Here is a 17,034-nt window from a genome sequence, read left to right on the forward strand (position 1 = left end):
CCCGGCCCCGCCCGGGCGGGCTACGCCGGTGTCGGCGCCGTACGGCGGACGGTCGTCGCGATCGTGGCGGAGCCGACCACGCGGGTGCCGTCGTACAGCACGATCGCCTGGCCGGGGGCCACGCCGCGGACCGGCTCGGCGAAGGCGACCCGCAGCTCGCCGTCCACCAGCTCGGCCGTCACCTCGGTCTCGCCGCCGTGCGCGCGCAGCTGGGCCGTGTACGTGCCGGAGCCCTCCGGGGCCCGGCCGCACCAGCGGGGCTTGATCGCGGTCAGCGCGGTGACGTCGAGCGCCTCGGCCGGGCCGACCGTGACCGTGTTGTTCACCGGCGAGATGTCGAGGACGTAGCGCGGCTTGCCGTCCGCGGCGGGATGGCCGATCCGCAGGCCCTTGCGCTGGCCGATGGTGAAGCCGTACGCGCCCTCGTGGCTGCCGACCTTCGTGCCGGACTCGTCGACGATGTCGCCCTCGGCCTTGCCCAGGCGGGCGGCGAGGAAGCCCTGGGTGTCGCCGTCGGCGATGAAGCAGATGTCGTGGCTGTCCGGCTTCTTGGCGACCGCGAGCCCGCGCCGCTCCGCCTCCGCCCGGATCTCGTCCTTGGTGGTGAGGGTGTCGCCGAGCGGGAACATCGCGTGCGCGAGCTGCTTCTCGTCCAGGACGCCGAGCACGTACGACTGGTCCTTGGCCATGTCGGCGGCGCGGTGCAGCTCGCGCGAGCCGTCCTCGTTCAGCACGACGGTGGCGTAGTGGCCGGTGCAGACGGCGTCGAAGCCGAGCGCGAGCGCCTTGTCGAGCAGCGCCGCGAACTTGATCTTCTCGTTGCAGCGCAGGCACGGGTTGGGGGTGCGGCCCGCCTCGTACTCGGCGACGAAGTCGTCGACGACGTCCTCGCGGAAACGCTCGGCGAGGTCCCAGACGTAGAACGGGATGCCGATGACGTCGGCGGCGCGGCGGGCGTCGCGCGAGTCCTCGATGGTGCAGCAGCCGCGTGCACCGGTGCGGAAGGACTGCGGGTTCGCCGACAGCGCCAGGTGCACGCCGGTGACGTCGTGCCCGGCTTCGGCGGCCCGGGCGGCGGCGACGGCGGAGTCCACGCCGCCGGACATGGCGGCCAGGACGCGGAGGGGGCGGGGGCGCGGGGAAGTCGGCTGGCGAGTCTCAGTCATAGCCCTCCCAGGGTACGGGTCCGCGGGAACCGTGGTCGTGGCGGTAAGCGTTCTGGATCACATGGGGAGCGAAAAGACCGGCGGGCGGGGCGGGGTGGGGCGACGCACCGTGCTGTTGGGCGGCGGGGCCGCGCTGGTGGGCACGGCTGTGCTGGCACGGGACGAGCTGCGGCGTGCCTGGTGGCGGCTGCCGGGGACGGAGAGGAAGCGGGTCCAAGGCGAGCTGGACCACAAGGGCGCGGTGTGGACGGCGGCGGCCCGGGCGAACTGGCGGCGGGCGGACCGGCCGGACGACTACGTCATCGACCGGGTGGTGATCCACGTGGTGCAGGGCAGCTATGCGACGGCCCTGAAGGTGTTCAAGAACCCGGGCCACGGGGCGGCGGCGCACTACGTGGTCGGGAAGGACGGCCGGGTCGCCCAGATGATCCGAGAGCTCGACGTGGCCTTCCACGCCGGGGACCGGTCGATGAACGAGCGGAGCGTCGGCATCGAGCACGAGGGCTTCGTGGACCGGCCGCAGGACTTCACGCCGGCGATGTACGCGGCGTCGGCGGCGCTGACGGCCGGGATATGCGCGCGGTACGGCATACCCGTCGACCGGAAGCACATCATCGGGCACGTGGAGGTCGAGGGCACGGACCACACGGACCCGGGCCCGCACTGGGACTGGGACCGCTACCTCCCCCTGGTCCGGGCGGCGCGGGCGAAGCTCAGCTGAGTCCGGCCGTCCGCGCCCGTTCGACCGCCGGGCCGATCGCCTCGGCCACCGCCGCCACGTCCTCCTTGGTGGAGGTGTGGCCGAGGGTGAAGCGCAGGGTGCCCCGGGCCAGGTCCGGGTCGGTGCCGGTGGCGAGCAGGACGTGGCTGGGCTGGGCGACGCCGGCGGTGCAGGCGGAGCCGGTGGAGCACTCGATGCCCGCCGCGTCGAGGAGCAGCAGGAGCGAGTCGCCCTCGCAGCCGGGGAAGGTGAAGTGGGCGTTGGCGGGCAGCCGGTCGACCGGGTCGCCGCCGAGGATCGCGTCCGGGACGGTGGCGCGGACGGCCGCGACCAGCTCGTCGCGGAGCGCGCCGACCTCGCGGGCGTACTCCTCGCGCAGCTCGGCGGCCAGCCGCCCGGCGACGGCGAACGCGGCGACGGCGGGCACGTCGAGGGTGCCGGAGCGGACGTGTCGCTCCTGGCCACCGCCGTGCAGCACGGGCACGGGGCTGTACTCCCGGCCGAGGAGCAGCGCGCCGATGCCGTACGGACCGCCGATCTTGTGACCGGAGACGGTCAGCGCGGCGAGGCCCGACGCGGCGAAGTCGACCGGAACCTGGCCGAAGGCCTGGACCGCGTCCGCGTGCAGCGGGACGCCGAACTCGGCGGCGACGTCGGCGAGTTCACGGACCGGCATGATCGTGCCGATCTCGTTGTTGGCCCACATCACGGTGGCCAGCGCGACGGACTCGGGGTCCCGGGCGATCGCCTCGCGCAGCGCGTCGGGGTGGACCCGCCCGTACCGGTCGACGGGCAGGTACTCGACGGTCGCGCCTTCGTGCTGACCGAGCCAGTCGACGGCGTCGAGCACGGCGTGGTGCTCGACGGGGCTGGCGAGGACGCGGGTGCGGCGCGGGTCGGCGTCCCGGCGGGCCCAGTACAGGCCCTTGACGGCGAGGTTGTCGGCCTCGGTGCCGCCGGAGGTGAACACGACCTCGCTGGGCCGTGCGCCGAGCGAGGCGGCCAGGGCCTCGCGGCCCTCCTCGACGGCGCGCCGGGCACGGCGGCCGGCGGCGTGCAGCGAGGAGGCGTTGCCGGTCACGACGAGCTGGGCGGTCATCGCCTCGACCGCCTCCGGCAGCATCGGAGTGGTCGCGGCGTGGTCGAGGTAAGCCATGGTGCGTCGATTCTACGAGCCCGCCGCGGGCCCCTCGGCTCCCCCTGGCCGGTTCGCGCCGTACAGCGCCACCGCCTCGGCCGCGGCGGTCGCGAGCCGGTCGGACTTCACCGACCGGACTCCAGGGCCTTCAGTCGCGCGGGGCGCGGGCGAGTTGGCGGGACTGGGCGACGAGGCGATCGGCGCTGTCCCAGACCTCGGCGTCCTCCTCCAGGAAGCCGCCGGCCAGGTTGCGGGTGGTGATGGAGACGCGCAGCGGGCCGGGGGCCGGGCGGCAGCGGATGTGGGTGGTGAGCTCGACGGTCGGGGTCCAGCCCTTGAGGCCCAGCTCGAAGGAGGTGGGCGGCAGCGCGTCGACGGTGAGCAGCAGGGAGTACGGGTCGGCGTCGCGGCCGTCCGCGAGCCCGAACCAGGCCCGCATCTCGCCCTTGCCGGACGGCGCGCCGACCGCCCAGCCCACGCAGGCCGGGTCGAGCTTGATGTCGAGACGGTCGGTGATGGCGGAGGAGCCGGGGATCGCGGGCCGGGCCGGGCCGTCGGCGGGGCCGAAGCAGTGCTCGCGCGGCGGGATCGCCGGGGGCGTGGCGGTGGTGCGGACGTCGTCGGGCAGCGCGTCGAGGTCTCCGTACGAGGCGAGCACGCGGATGCGCTCGACCTCGGTGCCGTCCTCGGCGAACTGGAAGAGGGACGCCTGGCCGGTGGAGAGCGTGCGGCCGGTGCGGACGACCTCGGTCCGGATCACCGCGGGGCCGGGCACGGACGGGGTCAGGTAGTGCGCGGAGACCGAGAACGGGTCCGGGTGCGGCAGGGCCTCGCCCAGGGCACGGCCGAGCAGGGCGAGGAGGTAGCCGCCGTTGACGGCCTGGATGATCGTCCAGCCGGCGGAGAGGTCGGCGTCGTAGACGCCGGGCTCGCGAAGGGTGACGGCGGTGTCGCGGTCGAACTCGCTGTCGCCGATGAGTGCCTGAGCTGCCTGTGCCATGCGATGCACGGTACAACAAGTAACTACTGAGCGGTAGCTTTCTCGGTCTCGGGCTCCTCGCGGGCGTTGGACCGCCGGTTCCAGGCGCGCGGGGCGCGCCAGTGGTAGCGCATGGCGAGCAGCCGCAGCGCGAACGCCACGAGCACGGCGAGGCCGCTGGTGAGGGCGTTGAGCGAGTCGAAACGGATGCAGAGCACGACCATCGTCGCGCCGACGATCGCGGGCACGGCGTACAGGTCGCGGTCCCAGCGGAGCAGCGAGGGCACCTCGTTGGCCAGGACGTCCCGCAGCACACCGCCGCCGACGGCGGTGGCGAGACCGAGCGCGGCGGAGGAGGTCAGGCCGAGCCCGTAGTCGTACGCCTTGGTCGTGCCGGTCACACAGAACAGTCCGAGTCCCGCGGCGTCGAAGACGTTGACGGCCGTCTGGGTGCGCTCCACCTCGGGATGGAGGAAGAAGACGAGGACCGTGGCGACGAGCGGGGTGAGGAAGTACCCGAGGTCGGAGAACGCGGCCGGCGGCACGGCGCCGATGACCAGATCGCGGAAGAGACCGCCGCCGAGCGCGGTCACCTCGGCGAGGACGGCGATGCCGAAGACGTCGAAGTTCTTCCGGACGGCGAGCAGGGCGCCGGAGATCGCGAAGACGAAGATCCCGACGAGGTCGAGCGCGTGTTGGACGGACGGGGTGAACAGTTCGTGGAGCACGCGCCCATTGTGCGGTGCGCGGGGCCGGGCCGGATTCCCCGGCCCCGCCGCACCGTTGCCACCCGGGCTACTTCTCCGGGGCCTCGTCGTCCTTCGAGGGCGCCTCCGCCTCCGGGGCGGACTCCGCCGCGGACTCCGCCGCGGGCTCCTCCGCCGGCTTCGCGACCGTCACCTCGATGACCTCAGGCGCCGCCGCCACACCCTCCGGGTGATGGCAGGCGACCTGCTGGCCGGGGCGCAGCTCCAGGAGCGGGGGCTCCTGGGTCTTGCAGATCTCCGTGGCCTTCCAGCAGCGGGTGTGGAAGCGGCAGCCGGCCGGCGGCTTGATGGGCGACGGGACGTCGCCCTTCAGCAGGATCCGGTCGGTCTTCGCGCCCCGTCGCCGCGGGTCCGGGATCGGGACCGCGGACATCAGGGCCTTGGTGTACGGGTGCATCGGCGACTCGTACAGCGACTTGCGGTCCGCCAGCTCCACGATCTTGCCGAGGTACATGACCGCGATCCGGTCCGACACGTGCCGGATGACCGACAGGTCGTGCGCGATGATCACGTAGGTCAGGCCCAGCTCCTCCTGGAGGTCGTCCAGGAGGTTCACCACCTGCGCCTGGATCGACACGTCGAGCGCGGAGACCGGCTCGTCCGCGACCACCAGCTTCGGCTTGAGCGCCAGCGCCCGCGCGATGCCGATGCGCTGCCGCTGACCGCCGGAGAACTCGTGCGGGTAGCGGTTGTAGTGCTCCGGGTTGAGGCCCACCAGGCCGAGCAGCCGCTGGACCTCCTTCTTCACGCCGCCCTCCGGCTGGACGCCCTGCAGCACGAACGGCGCGGAGACGATCGAGCCGACGGTGTGCCGGGGGTTCAGTGAGCCGTACGGGTCCTGGAAGATCATCTGGATGTCCCGCCGCAGCGGGCGCATCTTCGCCACGCCCAGGTGCGAGATGTCCGTCCCCTGGAACTCGACCTTGCCGCCGGTCGGTTCGAGGAGCCGGGTGATCAGCCGGCCCATCGTCGACTTGCCGCAGCCGGACTCGCCGACGACGCCCAGGGTCTCCCCCGGTCGCACGTCGAAGGAGATCCCGTCGACCGCCTTCACGGCGCCGACCTGCCGCTGCAGCAGGCCCTTCTTGATGGGGAAGTGCTTCGTCAGGCCCTCGACCCGGAGCAGTGCCTCGGGCGCCTCCGGCGAGGAGGTCGCCTGCGCCGGGATCGTCACGTCACTTTTGTCGGTCACAGCTTCGGCGCAATCTCTTCGGTCCAGATCCGGGTCCGCTCCTCCTGCGACATGTGGCAGGCGGAGTAGTGCCGGCCGCCGGACTCGCCGCCCGTCGCGAGCTTCAGCTCGGGGCGCTCCGTCCGGGTGATGCCGCCCTTCGGCACGTCCGCGTACGGGCAGCGCGGGTTGAAGGCGCAGCCGCTCGGGACGTTGATGAGGCTGGGCGGGTTGCCCTTGACCGGGATGAGCCGGTCGGTCTGCTCCCGGTCGATCCGCGGCATGGAACCGAGCAGGCCCCAGGTGTAGGGGTGCTGCGGCTCGTAGAAGACGGACTCCGCCGAGCCGCGCTCCACGCACCGGCCGCCGTACATCACGAGGATGTCGTCGGCGATCTCGGCGACCACGCCGAGGTCGTGCGTGATGATGACGACCGCGGAGCCGAACTCCTTCTGCAGGTCCCGGATCAGGTCGAGGATCTGCGCCTGGACGGTCACGTCCAGGGCCGTCGTCGGCTCGTCGGCGATCAGCAGCTCGGGGTTGTTGACCAACGCCATCGCGATCATCGCGCGCTGGCGCATACCGCCGGAGAACTCGTGCGGGTAGTTGGAGAAGCGCTTGGCCGGCTCGGGGATGCCGACCCGGTCGAGCAGTTCGATCGCACGCCGCTTGGCGGTCTTCTTGTCGACGTCGTGGTGGACCCGGTACGCCTCCACGATCTGGTTGCCCACCGTGTAGTACGGGTGCATCGCGGACAGCGGGTCCTGGAAGATCATCGCCATCTCGCGGCCGCGGAGGCGGCGCACGGTGTCCGGGTCGGCGGAGAGCAGCTCCTGCCCGTTCAGCCAGATCTCGCCGGAGATCTGCGCCTTCTGCCGGCCGTACTGGCCGACGGTGTGCAGGCCCATGATGCCGAGCGAGGTCACCGACTTGCCGGAACCGGACTCGCCCACGATGCCGAGGGTCTTGCCCTTCTCCAGCTGGAAGGTGAGGCCGTCGACCGACTTGACCAGGCCGTCGTCGGTCGGGAAGTGGATCTTCAGGTCGCGTACGTCCAGGAACGCGTCGGACGGCGCGGAACGAACGGGCTCTGCCGCCGTCGCGGTTCCGGTCTTCGACATCTCGGTCATGCGAGCCTCACTCGGGGGTCGATCACGGCGTACATGAGGTCCACGACGAGGTTCATGACGACCACGGCGGCCGCGGTGATCAGGGTGACCGCCAGGATCAGCGGCAGGTCGCGGTCGCCGACCGCCTTGAAGGCCGCGCTGCCGAGGCCGGGCAGGTTGAACGCGGTCTCGGTCAGGATCGCGCCGCCGATGAGAGCGCCGAGGTCCATGCCGAAGATGGTCAGGATGGGGGTCATCGTGGAGCGCATGGCGTGCTTGCCGAGCACCACCGGCTCCGTGAGGCCCTTCGCGCGGGCGGTGCGGATGTAGTCCTCGCCGAGCACCTCCAGCATGGTGGCGCGGGTGAGCCGGGCGTACATCGCCGCGTACAGGAAGGCGAGGGTGACCCACGGCAGGAGCAGGCCCATGAACCACGATCCGGGCGACTCGGTGAACGGGACCCACTTGGCGTCCAGCCAGCCGAGCTGGATGCGGAAGACGAGCAGCGCCAGCATGGCGGTGAAGTAGATGGGGAGCGAGACGCCGGCGAGCGCCGTGACCATCGCCGCCCGGTCGATCATGGTGCCGCGCCGGAGCGCGGAGACCACGCCGGTGCTGACGCCCATGACCAGCCACAGCACGGCCGCGCCGAGGACCATGGAGACGGTGACGGGGATGCGGTCGACCAGCATGAGCCAGACGTCCTGCTCGGTCTTGAACGAGTAGCCGAAGCACGGCGCCGCGCAGTGGATCGTGTCGCCGCCGCCGACGTAGTCACGGCCGACGAAGATGCCCGAGACGAAGTGCCAGAACTGCACCAGGATCGGGTCGTCCAGGCCCAGCTTCTGCCGGACGCCCTCGATGGAGGCCGGATCCGCCTGCTTGCCGACGAACATCGCGGCAGGGTCGCTGCCGGTCAGCTTGGGGATCAGGAAGAAGATGCCGAGCGTCACGAACGTGACGACGAGCAGCATCACGACGACGGCGAAGAGCCGTCGGACTATGTATGCAAGCATGCGGTCGGCCGGCCGGCGGCCGGGGAACCCGATCGGATTCCCCGGCCACCGGCCCGGCCATCACCTGCCCTTCGGACCTGGCGGCGGGTGGTGCGCCGTTGGAGCGGGTGGGTTTACTTGACGCCGAGCGACGCGTAGTCGTAGCGGCCGTTGTACGCGTCGGCCGTGTAGACGTTGGTCAGTCGCGAGCTGCGCCAGATGATGTTCTTCTCGTGGGTGAAGGGCAGGTAGACGGCGTGCTCCGAGACCTTCGTGTTGATCTGCTTGTAGAGCTCGCCGGCCTTGTTCGGGTCGGTCTCCTTCAGCGCCTGGTCGAACAGGCCGTTGATGGCCGGGTCGTTCAGCTCCGAGAAGTTGTTGTTACCGCTCGGCAGGATGAAGCGGCCGTCGACGAGCGGCTGCAGGAAGCCCTGGCCCGACGGGAAGTCGGCGCCCCAGCCCATGATGATGATGCCGTAGTTCTTCTGCTTGACCACGGTCGGCGAGCCGATGATGCCGTTGGTCTGGGCACCGTCGAACTGGTCGATCTGGGCGTCGATGCCGACGGCCTTCAGCGACTGCTGCAGGGACTCGGCGGTGGCGATCTCGATCGGCTTGTTGTTGCGGACCGCGATGGTGGTCTTGAAGCCGTTCGGCTGACCGCACTTCGTCAGGGCCTCCTTGGCCTTGGCGAGGTCCGGCTTGCCGCCGAGCTTGCCATACGGGTCGGCCTTGATGTCCGAGCCCTTGACGCCGGCGGGCAGCATGTTGGTGGCGATGTCGCCACCGGCCTGCGGGCCACCACGCGCGGTCTGCAGGGACTTGGAGTCGGCGGCGTAGATGATCGCCTTGCGGCACTCGATGTTCGGGATCACCGTCTGCGGGAACACCGCGTAACGGATGAAGCCGGTCTGCGGGTTGTCCGCGTTCTCCTTGTGCTGCTGCAGCACCTTGGCGCGGGCGGCCTGGCCGACACCGGTGGCGTTGAGGTCGACGTCGTACTCGCCCTCGATCAGGCGGTTGTCCATGTCGTCGGCGTTCGTGGTGAACGTGACGCTGATCTTGTCCGGCAGGGCCTTGCGGATGGTGTCCGACTTCTGGTCCCACTTGTCGTTGCGGACAAGCTTCATGGCCTTGTTCGGCGTGTAGGACTCGAACTTGTACGGGCCGGAGGAGAACGGCTTCAGACCGTACTGGGCCTTGGTGTCCTTGTCCTGGCGGACCGGGGAGGCGGCGGGCATGGCCAGCATCTGCAGGAAGTCGCTGTTGGCGACCGGCAGCTTGAAGATGATGGTCTTGTCGTCCGGCGTCTCGATCGCCTTCAGACCGAGCTTGTCGGCGGAGGTGTCCTTGTACGGACCGGTGTAGGTCTTCTTCGGGTCGAGGACCTGCTGCAGGTAGATCGGGCCGCCGGAGATGACGTCCTGGGCCCAGATGCGCTCGATGCCGTACTTGATGTCCTTGGAGGTGATGGCCTTGCCGTCCTCCCAGGCGATCCCGTCCCGCAGCTTGAAGGTGTAGGTCAGGCCGTCGGCGGAGATCTGGGGGGCCTCGGCGGCGAGGTCGGGGACCAGCTCGGTGGAGGCGGCGCCCGGCTCGGCCTTGAAGGTGACCAGCTGACGCGTGTAGTAGCGGGCGAAGTCCCACACGAAGCCGTAGTAACCGCGCTGCGGGTCCCACGAGTCGGCCTCCTGCGAGGCGATGAACTTCAGCTCGCCGCCCTTCTTGTCGGAGGCGTTGGCGACCTTGTTCACCGCGGCGTTGAAGCCCGCGGCGCCCTTGTTGCCCTTGTCGCCGCCGGCGTCGCCGCCGCCGCACGCGGTGGTGACCAGCATGGTCGCCGCGGCGAGCAGTGCGCCCGCGGCGAGTCGGCGCCGCGCCGGGCTGTTGAGTGTCATGGGTCTCGCAACCTCCGGAAGTATGGCGGCCGTCGGAAACGGTCCGCCGGTTTGGGGATGTGCCTCCTGTCGACAGCGGCAGGGGCTGGTCTTGCGGTACCGGCGTACGGTCAGCGGGCGCCCTTCGGGTCCAGCGCGTCGCGCACGCCGTCGCCGAAGAGGTTGAACGCCAACACGGTGATGAAGATCGCGAGGCCGGGGATCACCATGAACAGGGGGTCCGATTCATAGGTGTTGACGGCCTTCGACAGCATCTGCCCCCACGAGGCCGTGGGCGGCTTGACTCCCGCGCCGAGGAAGCTGAGGGCCGCCTCGGTCAGGATGTTCGTGGGGATCATCAGCGTCGCGTAGACGGTGATCGGGGCCACCAGGTTGGGCAGCAGCTCCCGGCGCAGGATGTAGAGGCGGCCGGCGCCGAGGCTCTGGGCCGCCTCGACGTACTCGCGGTTGCGCAGCGACAGGGTCTGGCCGCGGACGATGCGTCCGACGTACGGCCAGCCGAAGAAGCCGATGACGACGACCAGGGCGCCGATCCGGATGCTCGAACCACCGAAGCCCAGCAGGTCGTTGGGGAGCACGGAGACCAGGGCGATCGTGAAGAGCAGCTGCGGGAAGGCGAGCATGACGTCCATGACGCGGCTCAGCGCGGCGTCGATCCAGCCGCCGAAGTAGCCGGCGATGATGCCGAGGACCGTGCCGAGCAGGACCGCGAAGAGTGCCGCCAGGAAGGCGACGAGGAGCGAGATCCGGGCGCCGTAGACGATCCGGCTGAACACGTCGCGGCCGTTGACCGGCTCGACGCCCAGTAGGAAGTCGGAGTTGATGCCGCCGTACGGCTCGATCGGCGTGCCGAACAGCGCATCGATCTGGTCCTCGTGGAACTCGTTCGGCGGGTGGCCGAGCAGGCCGACGATGAGCGGCGCGAAGATCGCGACCAGGATCAGGAAGAACACGACGGCGCCGCCGGCGAGGGCCAGCTTGTCCCTCTTGAGGCGAGTCCAGGCGATCTGCCACGGGGAGCGGCCTTCGATCGCTTTGGCGGGGGCTGCGGCCGCGACGTCGACAGCGGCGGTCTCGGCCGCACTCGTGTCGTGCAGTGGTGCCGTCATCGTGGTGAGGACCCCTCTCGGCCGCGGGTGGACGGCCCTTGCCTCGCCGCGGGTGGCGGCGTAGTGGAACTGCTGGTTGGACGCTCGATCACGCGGTCGAACGCCCGGCGTTCCGGGGAGTCTTCAACGGGCTTGCGATCAGCCGCCAGACCTCAAGGTGAATGTTTGCGCAACTGTGATGCGGTCCGCCCACTTCCGTTATGCGGACGGGGAGATCGGCTCAGCGGACCAACTCGGCCGCTATTCGGCCAGAACGGACAAAAGCTCAACCGTCCTGGTGAGACGGGTGATTGGGGTGAAGCGAGCGACCCGAAGGGTCACTGGGGATAGCCGTAACCGGCGGACCCGCGGGACGGCGCGGCGTGCGCCTCGCGGTCGTAGAACGGGCGCGCGGTGGCCCGCAGCCACATCGTCACGGGGTCGTGGTCGTCCGACATCGCGACCGTGGACACCGGCAGCCCGTCGGGCACGGCGGCCACGGACTGCCGCATCATCGCCCGCACGGACTCGACGGAGGCCGGCGAGGTGTCGTACAGGTCGAGACCGATGGCGAGGTACGGGGAGCCGAGCACCGGCTGCACCCAGGCGCGGCGCAACGAGCGGACGGCGGGGGTGCGGTGCGCGTTCTGCGTGAGCAGGGCGTAGAACTGCGGGATCTCGATGGCCGGCTCGGACAGCCTCAGCGGTCCGGCGGGCATCCGGTCCAGACCGGTGGCGATGCGCCGCAGGTCGGCCCACGGGATGCCGACGCCGCCGCCGGGAGCGTGCGGGTTGAGCCAGATGCCCCAGCGGTCGGGGTAGAGGGCGCGGGCGATGTCCTGGCCGGTGACGACCTCGTGGGCGCGGTTCCAGCCGGAGGCGGCCAGCTCCTGGGCGGAGGTGACGCAGGGCGCGTAGCCGAGGCCGTCGACCTGCATGTTCCCGTACTGGGCGTCGGAGGAGCCGGGCTGCCCGTGCCAGAGCAGCATCCAGACCGGTTCCGCGGCCAGCGCGCCGAGCAGCGCCTCGTAGGCGTCGAAGCGGCCGGGAGCGACCTGGCGCATCAGGTGCTCGACCTGGCCGCCGGCCTGTCCGGTCCGGCCGGCCGCAGCGTCGCGCGACGCACTCACCCTGGGTTCCGCCCCCTCTTCCGTCTGCCGTTCGGTTCCGATTATGCGTACACGCGCTGGTAGAAGGGGCGCACCTTGGCCAGCATCCAGTCGGCCACCGGGTCCTGGGCCACGTCGAGCAGGACGATGTTCACCGGCCAGCGGACCTGGACCCGCCCCAGCGCGCGGCCGAGCGCGTCCAACGGCGCGTCGCGGTCGACGCCGTCGTAGACGGAGAGCTGGACGCCGACGAAGAGCGCCGGCTCGCCGCCCTCGACGCTGGCGAGCACGCGGCGGGCGGTGGTGACGACGCCGAGGGCGTCGAACTCGGCGGCCGCGGCGGAGAGGAAGTCGACCGGGTCGTCCTGCCAGTCGGGTTCGAAGAGCCGGACCCGGCCGCCGCTCGCGGGGCCGTCCAGCGGGGTGCGGCCGGTGCGGCACAGCTCGGCGACGGCGGGCGGGGGCAGCGGGACGCCGACGGTGCCGCCGGGGTTCACGGCGATGCCGAGCTGCGGCGGCAGTCCGCGGGCGAAGTCACGGGCGGGGGCGACGGTGTACGCCATGGGGGCGCCGACGCAGGCGTGGAACTGCTGCTCGGAGCTGAAGACGGGGACGTAGGCCGCGCCGTCGATCTCCACGGTGGGCAGGTCGAGGACGGTGCTGTCGGGGCCGCCGCCCTGCGGCAGGGGCACCCATACCTGGCTGCGCCCGAGGACCTCGACGAGACGGGCTCCGGCGGAGGGGGTGCCGAGCGAGGCGGCGAGCGTCTCTTCCAGCTCGTTGCCCGGCCATGCGATGTCCACGTTCTTCCCCTTCGGCGGAGCGTCCTCGGGGCACCTTAACGTCGCGGACCGTCACCGCGGGCACGGTGCCCCCGATTCGGACGGGGTGACGTAGGCCACCGGCGCGGCGGAGGGAGCCCTTCCGCCGCGCCGCCGGTCGGAGCACCGGTCAGGGCTCGCGGCGGAAGGCGATCCGGCGCAGGGCGGTCGCCGCAGGGCGGTCCAGCAGGGTGGTGGTGGCGCAGCCGGCCGGCGGGTGCGGCGACTGCGCGGCGGCGAGCAGCCGGCCGACCGCGTGGCGGTGCCGGCTGAACGCGTACCCGGAGACACCGCGGCCCCGGTCCCGCTGGCCCTCGCGGGCGGTCTCGGGGGTGACGTCGAGCAGGATCAGGTGCATGGCGCGGCCGCGGCGGCGCGCCGCGCGGGCCAGCCAGCCGCGGACCCAGCCCTGGGTGCCGCAGTCGTGCACGATGAGGCTCTCGCCGGAGCGCAGGGCGCTGCGCAGCCCGGCGTAGTGCGCGATCCGGACCAGCGGGCGGTAGACGGCGTACGGCAGGAAGCGCGGCATCTTCGCCTCCCAGCGCTCACGGACGTCCTGCGAGTCGATGGTGCGGTCCTGCGCAGCACGCCGGATCAGCGTCGACTTCCCGCTGCCGGGCAGCCCGGAGACCACCACCACGTCGCCCTCCCGGAAGGCGAGCACACGAGGGCCGCGGCCCTCCCGCTCGCGCAGATCGCGCAGCACGGGCGTGGCCCCGCGCCGTGCGGCGCGCCGCACACGCTGGGCCGGTAGGCCGGTGTTCGTCGCCATCGCGCCGGTTCGCTGCCACGTCATCGCTTCTCCCCCTGCCGGGTCTTTCGGGACCCTTGCCCATGAAGTGTAAAGAGACGGTAATGAGGCACAAGCGATTTGCCGTTCGGATCCCGCATGCAATGATGTGCGCGCCAAGCGCACACAATCACATACTGGCCGCTCGAAGCCGCGCGGGAGAGTCCCGGGCCGGAACTATCCGGCCGGGCGCCGAAGGAGCAAGACCCTCCCTTGAATCTCTCAGGCCCCGATACCGCGTGGACGAGGCAGATCTGAAAAGCGGGCCGCGTCGTCGCGGCCCCACCCAAGGTGCAAGCCGGGGATGCCCCCGGTGAACCTCTCAGGTTCCATGACAGATGGGGAGGATCCGTCCTCACCCGTCATGTATGTCGTGCCCTGCACGCCACGCCCCTGGGACCCGGGAGCCACCCGATGAGCACTGCCCCCCGTCTGACCGCCCTCGATGCCCTGCATCGTTCGCTGGGCGCGACCATGACCGACTTCGCCGGCTGGGACATGCCGCTGCGGTACGGCAGCGAGCGGGACGAGCACAACGCCGTCCGCACCAAGGCCGGTCTCTTCGACCTCTCGCACATGGGCGAGATCACCGTCACGGGCCCGCAGGCCGTCGAGCTGCTCGACTTCGCCCTGGTCGGCAACATCTCCACGGTCGGTGTCGGCCGCGCGCGCTACACGATGATCTGCCAGGAGGACGGCGGCATCCTCGACGACCTGATCGTGTACCGGCTCCAGGAGCAGGAGTACATGATCGTCGCCAACGCCTCCAACGCGCAGGTCGTGCTGGACGCGGTGACCGAGCGGGCGGCCGGCTTCGACGCCGAGGTGCGTGACGACCGCGACGCGTACGCGCTGATCGCCGTCCAGGGCCCGGAGTCCCCCGGCATCCTGAAGTCGCTGACCGACGCCGACCTGGACGGACTGAAGTACTACGCCGGCCTGCCGGGCACGGTCGCCGGGGTCCCCGCGCTGATCGCCCGTACCGGCTACACCGGCGAGGACGGCTTCGAGCTGTTCCTGAAGCCCGAGCACGCCGAGGGCGTCTGGAAGGCGCTGACCGAGGCCGGCGCGCCGGTCGGCCTGGTGCCGTGCGGCCTGTCCTGCCGCGACACGCTCCGCCTGGAGGCGGGCATGCCGCTGTACGGCCACGAGCTGACCACGTCCCTCACCCCGTTCGACGCGGGTCTGGGCCGGGTCGTGAAGTTCGAGAAGACGACGAACGAGGGCCGCTTCGTCGGCCGCGAGGCGCTGGAGAAGGCCGCCGAGCGCGCCGAGACCGCCCCGCCGCGCAAGCTCGTCGGCCTGATCGCCGAGGGCCGCCGGGTGCCCCGCGCCGGTATGCAGGTCGTCGTGGACGGCCAGGTCGTCGGCGAGATCACCTCCGGCGCCCCGTCCCCGACGCTGGGCAAGCCGATCGCCATGGCGTACGTCGACGCCGCCCACGCCGAGCCGGGCACGGCGGGCGTCGGCGTGGACATCCGCGGCACCCACGAGCCCTACGAGGTCGTGGCGCTGCCGTTCTACAAGCGCCAGAAGTGACACTGAGCACGTCTCGTCCCGCAGTCCCCTCCCCGTTCATCAGCACTCCCCCGCGTACAGGAGAATTCAGGTCATGAGCAACGCCAGCAACCCCACGCACCTGCGCTACAGCAAGGAGCACGAGTGGCTGTCGCCCGCCGAGGACGACGTCGCCACGATCGGTATCACCGAGCACGCGGCGAACGCCCTCGGCGACGTCGTGTACGTCCAGCTCCCCGAGGTCGGCGACACGGTGACCGCGGGCGAGACCTGTGGCGAGCTGGAGTCCACCAAGTCGGTCAGCGACCTGTACTCCCCGGTGACCGGCGAGGTCGTCGCCGCGAACCAGGACGTCGTGGACGACCCGTCGCTGGTGAACACGGCTCCCTTCGAGGGTGGCTGGCTCTTCAAGGTGCGCGTCGCGGAGGAGCCGAAGGACCTGCTCTCCGCCGACGAGTACACCGCGTTCTCCGGCAGCTAAGGACCCCTCCCGATGTCGCTTCTGAACACCCCTCTCCACGAGCTGGACCCGGACGTCGCCGCCGCCGTCGACGCCGAGCTCCACCGCCAGCAGTCCACCCTCGAGATGATCGCCTCGGAGAACTTCGCTCCGGTCGCCGTCATGGAGGCGCAGGGCTCGGTCCTCACCAACAAGTACGCCGAGGGCTACCCCGGCCGCCGGTACTACGGCGGCTGCGAGCACGTCGACGTGGCCGAGCAGATCGCCATCGACCGGATCAAGGACCTGTTCGGCGCCGAGTACGCCAACGTCCAGCCGCACTCCGGTGCCTCGGCGAACCAGGCCGCGCTGTTCGCGATCGCCCAGCCGGGCGACACGATCCTGGGCCTGGACCTGGCGCACGGCGGTCACCTGACCCACGGCATGCGCCTGAACTTCTCCGGCAAGCAGTTCGACGTGGTCGCGTACCACGTCGACGAGGCCGGTCTGGTCGACATGGCCGAGGTCGAGCGCCTGGCCAAGGAGCACCGCCCCAAGGTCATCATCGCCGGCTGGTCCGCGTACCCGCGCCAGCTGGACTTCGCCGAGTTCCGCCGGATCGCGGACGAGGTCGAGGCGTACCTGTGGGTCGACATGGCCCACTTCGCCGGTCTGGTCGCCGCGGGTCTGCACCCGAACCCGGTCGAGTACGCGGACGTGGTCACCTCCACGACCCACAAGACCCTGGGCGGCCCGCGCGGCGGCATCATCCTGGCGAAGAAGGAGTTCGCGAAGAAGCTGAACTCCTCGGTCTTCCCGGGCTTCCAGGGCGGCCCGCTGGAGCACGTGATCGCCGCCAAGGCGGTCTCCTTCAAGGTCGCCGCCTCGGAGGAGTTCAAGGAGCGCCAGCAGCGGACGCTGGACGGCGCCCGCATCCTCGCGGAGCGCCTGACGCAGGCGGACGTGACCGAGCACGGCGTGTCGGTCCTGTCCGGCGGCACGGACGTCCACCTCGTCCTGGTCGACCTGCGCAACAGCGAGCTGGACGGCCAGCAGGCCGAGGACCGTCTCCACGAGGTCGGCATCACGGTCAACCGGAACGCGATCCCGAACGACCCGCGCCCGCCGATGGTCACCTCCGGCCTGCGGATCGGCACCCCGGCCCTGGCCACCCGCGGCTTCCAGGCCGAGGACTTCGCCGAGGTCGCCGACGTGATCGCCGAGACCCTCAAGCCCGGCTTCGACGCCGAGGCGCTGAAGGCCCGGGTCACCGCGCTGGCGGACAAGCACCCTCTGTACCCCGGCCTGAAGTAGTTTCGTACCCT

At 71.1% G+C, this 17,034-nt stretch carries 16 protein-coding genes and 1 riboswitch; of the genes, 4 read left to right on the forward strand and 12 right to left on the reverse strand.

Annotated elements, in window-relative coordinates; translation table 11 throughout:
* Nucleotides 1-20: 20 nt before the first annotated feature.
* The gene (mnmA, locus tag R2D22_RS11260; RefSeq protein ID WP_318102954.1) at nt 21-1,166 is read right to left on the reverse strand and encodes a tRNA 2-thiouridine(34) synthase MnmA; all 1,146 of its coding nucleotides are present in this window, start codon (nt 1,164-1,166) and stop codon (nt 21-23) included.
* A gap of 61 nt (nt 1,167-1,227) precedes the next feature.
* On the opposite strand from mnmA, the gene R2D22_RS11265 reads away from it, so the two are divergent.
* Nucleotides 1,228-1,887: an N-acetylmuramoyl-L-alanine amidase gene (locus R2D22_RS11265; RefSeq protein ID WP_318102955.1), complete on the forward strand. Its 660-nt coding sequence runs from the start codon at nt 1,228-1,230 to the stop codon at nt 1,885-1,887.
* Here the strand turns inward: R2D22_RS11265 and R2D22_RS11270 are convergent.
* The 11 genes from R2D22_RS11270 to R2D22_RS11320 form a co-directional block, all read right to left on the reverse strand.
* Entirely contained in the window at nt 1,880-3,043 is a 1,164-nt protein-coding gene (locus R2D22_RS11270; RefSeq protein WP_318102956.1) for a cysteine desulfurase family protein, read from the reverse strand. The two genes, R2D22_RS11265 and R2D22_RS11270, sit on opposite strands and share 8 nt — an antisense overlap.
* A 130-nt stretch (nt 3,044-3,173) precedes the next feature.
* On the reverse strand, nt 3,174-4,025 hold the full coding sequence (locus R2D22_RS11275) for a thioesterase family protein (RefSeq protein ID WP_318102957.1): 852 nt from the start codon (nt 4,023-4,025) through the stop codon (nt 3,174-3,176).
* A gap of 23 nt (nt 4,026-4,048) precedes the next feature.
* A complete protein-coding gene (locus R2D22_RS11280) occupies nt 4,049-4,732 on the reverse strand; it encodes a trimeric intracellular cation channel family protein (protein ID WP_318102958.1) in 684 nt (227 codons plus the stop codon).
* Between the two features lie 67 nt (nt 4,733-4,799).
* Entirely contained in the window at nt 4,800-5,963 is a 1,164-nt protein-coding gene (locus tag R2D22_RS11285; protein WP_411977003.1) for an ABC transporter ATP-binding protein, read from the reverse strand.
* Entirely contained in the window at nt 5,960-7,072 is a 1,113-nt protein-coding gene (locus R2D22_RS11290) for an ABC transporter ATP-binding protein (RefSeq protein ID WP_318102960.1), read from the reverse strand. The genes R2D22_RS11285 and R2D22_RS11290 overlap by 4 nt, the downstream gene beginning before the upstream one ends.
* Nucleotides 7,069-8,067 carry an ABC transporter permease gene (locus R2D22_RS11295; protein ID WP_318102961.1) on the reverse strand — a complete coding sequence of 333 codons (999 nt, stop codon included), beginning with the start codon at nt 8,065-8,067 and terminating at the stop codon, nt 7,069-7,071. The genes R2D22_RS11290 and R2D22_RS11295 overlap by 4 nt, the downstream gene beginning before the upstream one ends.
* 113 nt (nt 8,068-8,180) lie before the next feature.
* Nucleotides 8,181-9,944, reverse strand: a complete 1,764-nt coding sequence (locus R2D22_RS11300; RefSeq protein ID WP_318102962.1) for an ABC transporter substrate-binding protein — start codon at nt 9,942-9,944, stop codon at nt 8,181-8,183.
* A 110-nt stretch (nt 9,945-10,054) separates the two neighbouring features.
* Complete coding sequence (locus R2D22_RS11305; protein ID WP_318102963.1) at nt 10,055-11,053, reverse strand: ABC transporter permease; 999 nt, start codon at nt 11,051-11,053, stop codon at nt 10,055-10,057.
* Nucleotides 11,054-11,370: 317 nt separating this feature from the next.
* Nucleotides 11,371-12,162, reverse strand: a complete 792-nt coding sequence (locus R2D22_RS11310) for an enhanced serine sensitivity protein SseB C-terminal domain-containing protein (RefSeq protein WP_411977004.1) — start codon at nt 12,160-12,162, stop codon at nt 11,371-11,373.
* 41 nt (nt 12,163-12,203) lie between these two features.
* The gene (locus R2D22_RS11315; RefSeq protein WP_318102964.1) at nt 12,204-12,944 is read right to left on the reverse strand and encodes an enhanced serine sensitivity protein SseB; all 741 of its coding nucleotides are present in this window, start codon (nt 12,942-12,944) and stop codon (nt 12,204-12,206) included.
* A gap of 148 nt (nt 12,945-13,092) precedes the next feature.
* Nucleotides 13,093-13,758, reverse strand: a complete 666-nt coding sequence (locus tag R2D22_RS11320) for an AAA family ATPase (RefSeq protein WP_318102965.1) — start codon at nt 13,756-13,758, stop codon at nt 13,093-13,095.
* 140 nt (nt 13,759-13,898) lie between these two features.
* A riboswitch (glycine riboswitch) is annotated at nt 13,899-14,000 on the forward strand.
* A 166-nt stretch (nt 14,001-14,166) separates the two neighbouring features.
* On the opposite strand from R2D22_RS11320, the gene gcvT reads away from it, so the two are divergent.
* The 3 genes from gcvT to glyA all read left to right on the forward strand — a co-directional run bounded on the left by gcvT (nt 14,167) and on the right by glyA (nt 17,023).
* On the forward strand, nt 14,167-15,291 hold the full coding sequence (gene gcvT, locus R2D22_RS11325) for a glycine cleavage system aminomethyltransferase GcvT (RefSeq protein WP_318102966.1): 1,125 nt from the start codon (nt 14,167-14,169) through the stop codon (nt 15,289-15,291).
* Nucleotides 15,292-15,364: 73 nt separating this feature from the next.
* Nucleotides 15,365-15,751, forward strand: coding sequence for a glycine cleavage system protein GcvH (gcvH, locus tag R2D22_RS11330; RefSeq protein ID WP_318102967.1), 387 nt, complete (start codon nt 15,365-15,367; stop codon nt 15,749-15,751).
* A gap of 12 nt (nt 15,752-15,763) precedes the next feature.
* Nucleotides 15,764-17,023 (forward strand): serine hydroxymethyltransferase, encoded by a 1,260-nt coding sequence (glyA, locus tag R2D22_RS11335; protein ID WP_318102968.1) that lies wholly within the window; start codon nt 15,764-15,766, stop codon nt 17,021-17,023.
* The last annotated feature ends 11 nt before the right edge of the window (nt 17,024-17,034 follow it).

Source organism: Streptomyces sp. HUAS YS2 (assembly GCF_033343995.1).
GTDB lineage: Bacteria > Actinomycetota > Actinomycetes > Streptomycetales > Streptomycetaceae > Streptomyces > Streptomyces solicathayae.

Excerpts from the sequence above, each read along its gene's own strand:
- mnmA (WP_318102954.1), bottom strand. The coding sequence starts at position 1,166 with ATGACTGAGACTCGCCAGCCGACTTCCCCGCGCCCCCGCCCCCTCCGC.
- R2D22_RS11265 (WP_318102955.1), top strand. The coding sequence starts at position 1,228 with ATGGGGAGCGAAAAGACCGGCGGGCGGGGCGGGGTGGGGCGACGCACC.
- R2D22_RS11270 (WP_318102956.1), bottom strand. The coding sequence starts at position 3,043 with ATGGCTTACCTCGACCACGCCGCGACCACTCCGATGCTGCCGGAGGCG.
- R2D22_RS11275 (WP_318102957.1), bottom strand. The coding sequence starts at position 4,025 with ATGGCACAGGCAGCTCAGGCACTCATCGGCGACAGCGAGTTCGACCGC.
- R2D22_RS11290 (WP_318102960.1), bottom strand. The coding sequence starts at position 7,072 with ATGACCGAGATGTCGAAGACCGGAACCGCGACGGCGGCAGAGCCCGTT.
- R2D22_RS11295 (WP_318102961.1), bottom strand. The coding sequence starts at position 8,067 with ATGCTTGCATACATAGTCCGACGGCTCTTCGCCGTCGTCGTGATGCTG.
- R2D22_RS11300 (WP_318102962.1), bottom strand. The coding sequence starts at position 9,944 with ATGACACTCAACAGCCCGGCGCGGCGCCGACTCGCCGCGGGCGCACTG.
- R2D22_RS11305 (WP_318102963.1), bottom strand. The coding sequence starts at position 11,053 with ATGACGGCACCACTGCACGACACGAGTGCGGCCGAGACCGCCGCTGTC.
- R2D22_RS11320 (WP_318102965.1), bottom strand. The coding sequence starts at position 13,758 with ATGACGTGGCAGCGAACCGGCGCGATGGCGACGAACACCGGCCTACCG.
- gcvT (WP_318102966.1), top strand. The coding sequence starts at position 14,167 with ATGAGCACTGCCCCCCGTCTGACCGCCCTCGATGCCCTGCATCGTTCG.
- gcvH (WP_318102967.1), top strand. The coding sequence starts at position 15,365 with ATGAGCAACGCCAGCAACCCCACGCACCTGCGCTACAGCAAGGAGCAC.
- glyA (WP_318102968.1), top strand. The coding sequence starts at position 15,764 with ATGTCGCTTCTGAACACCCCTCTCCACGAGCTGGACCCGGACGTCGCC.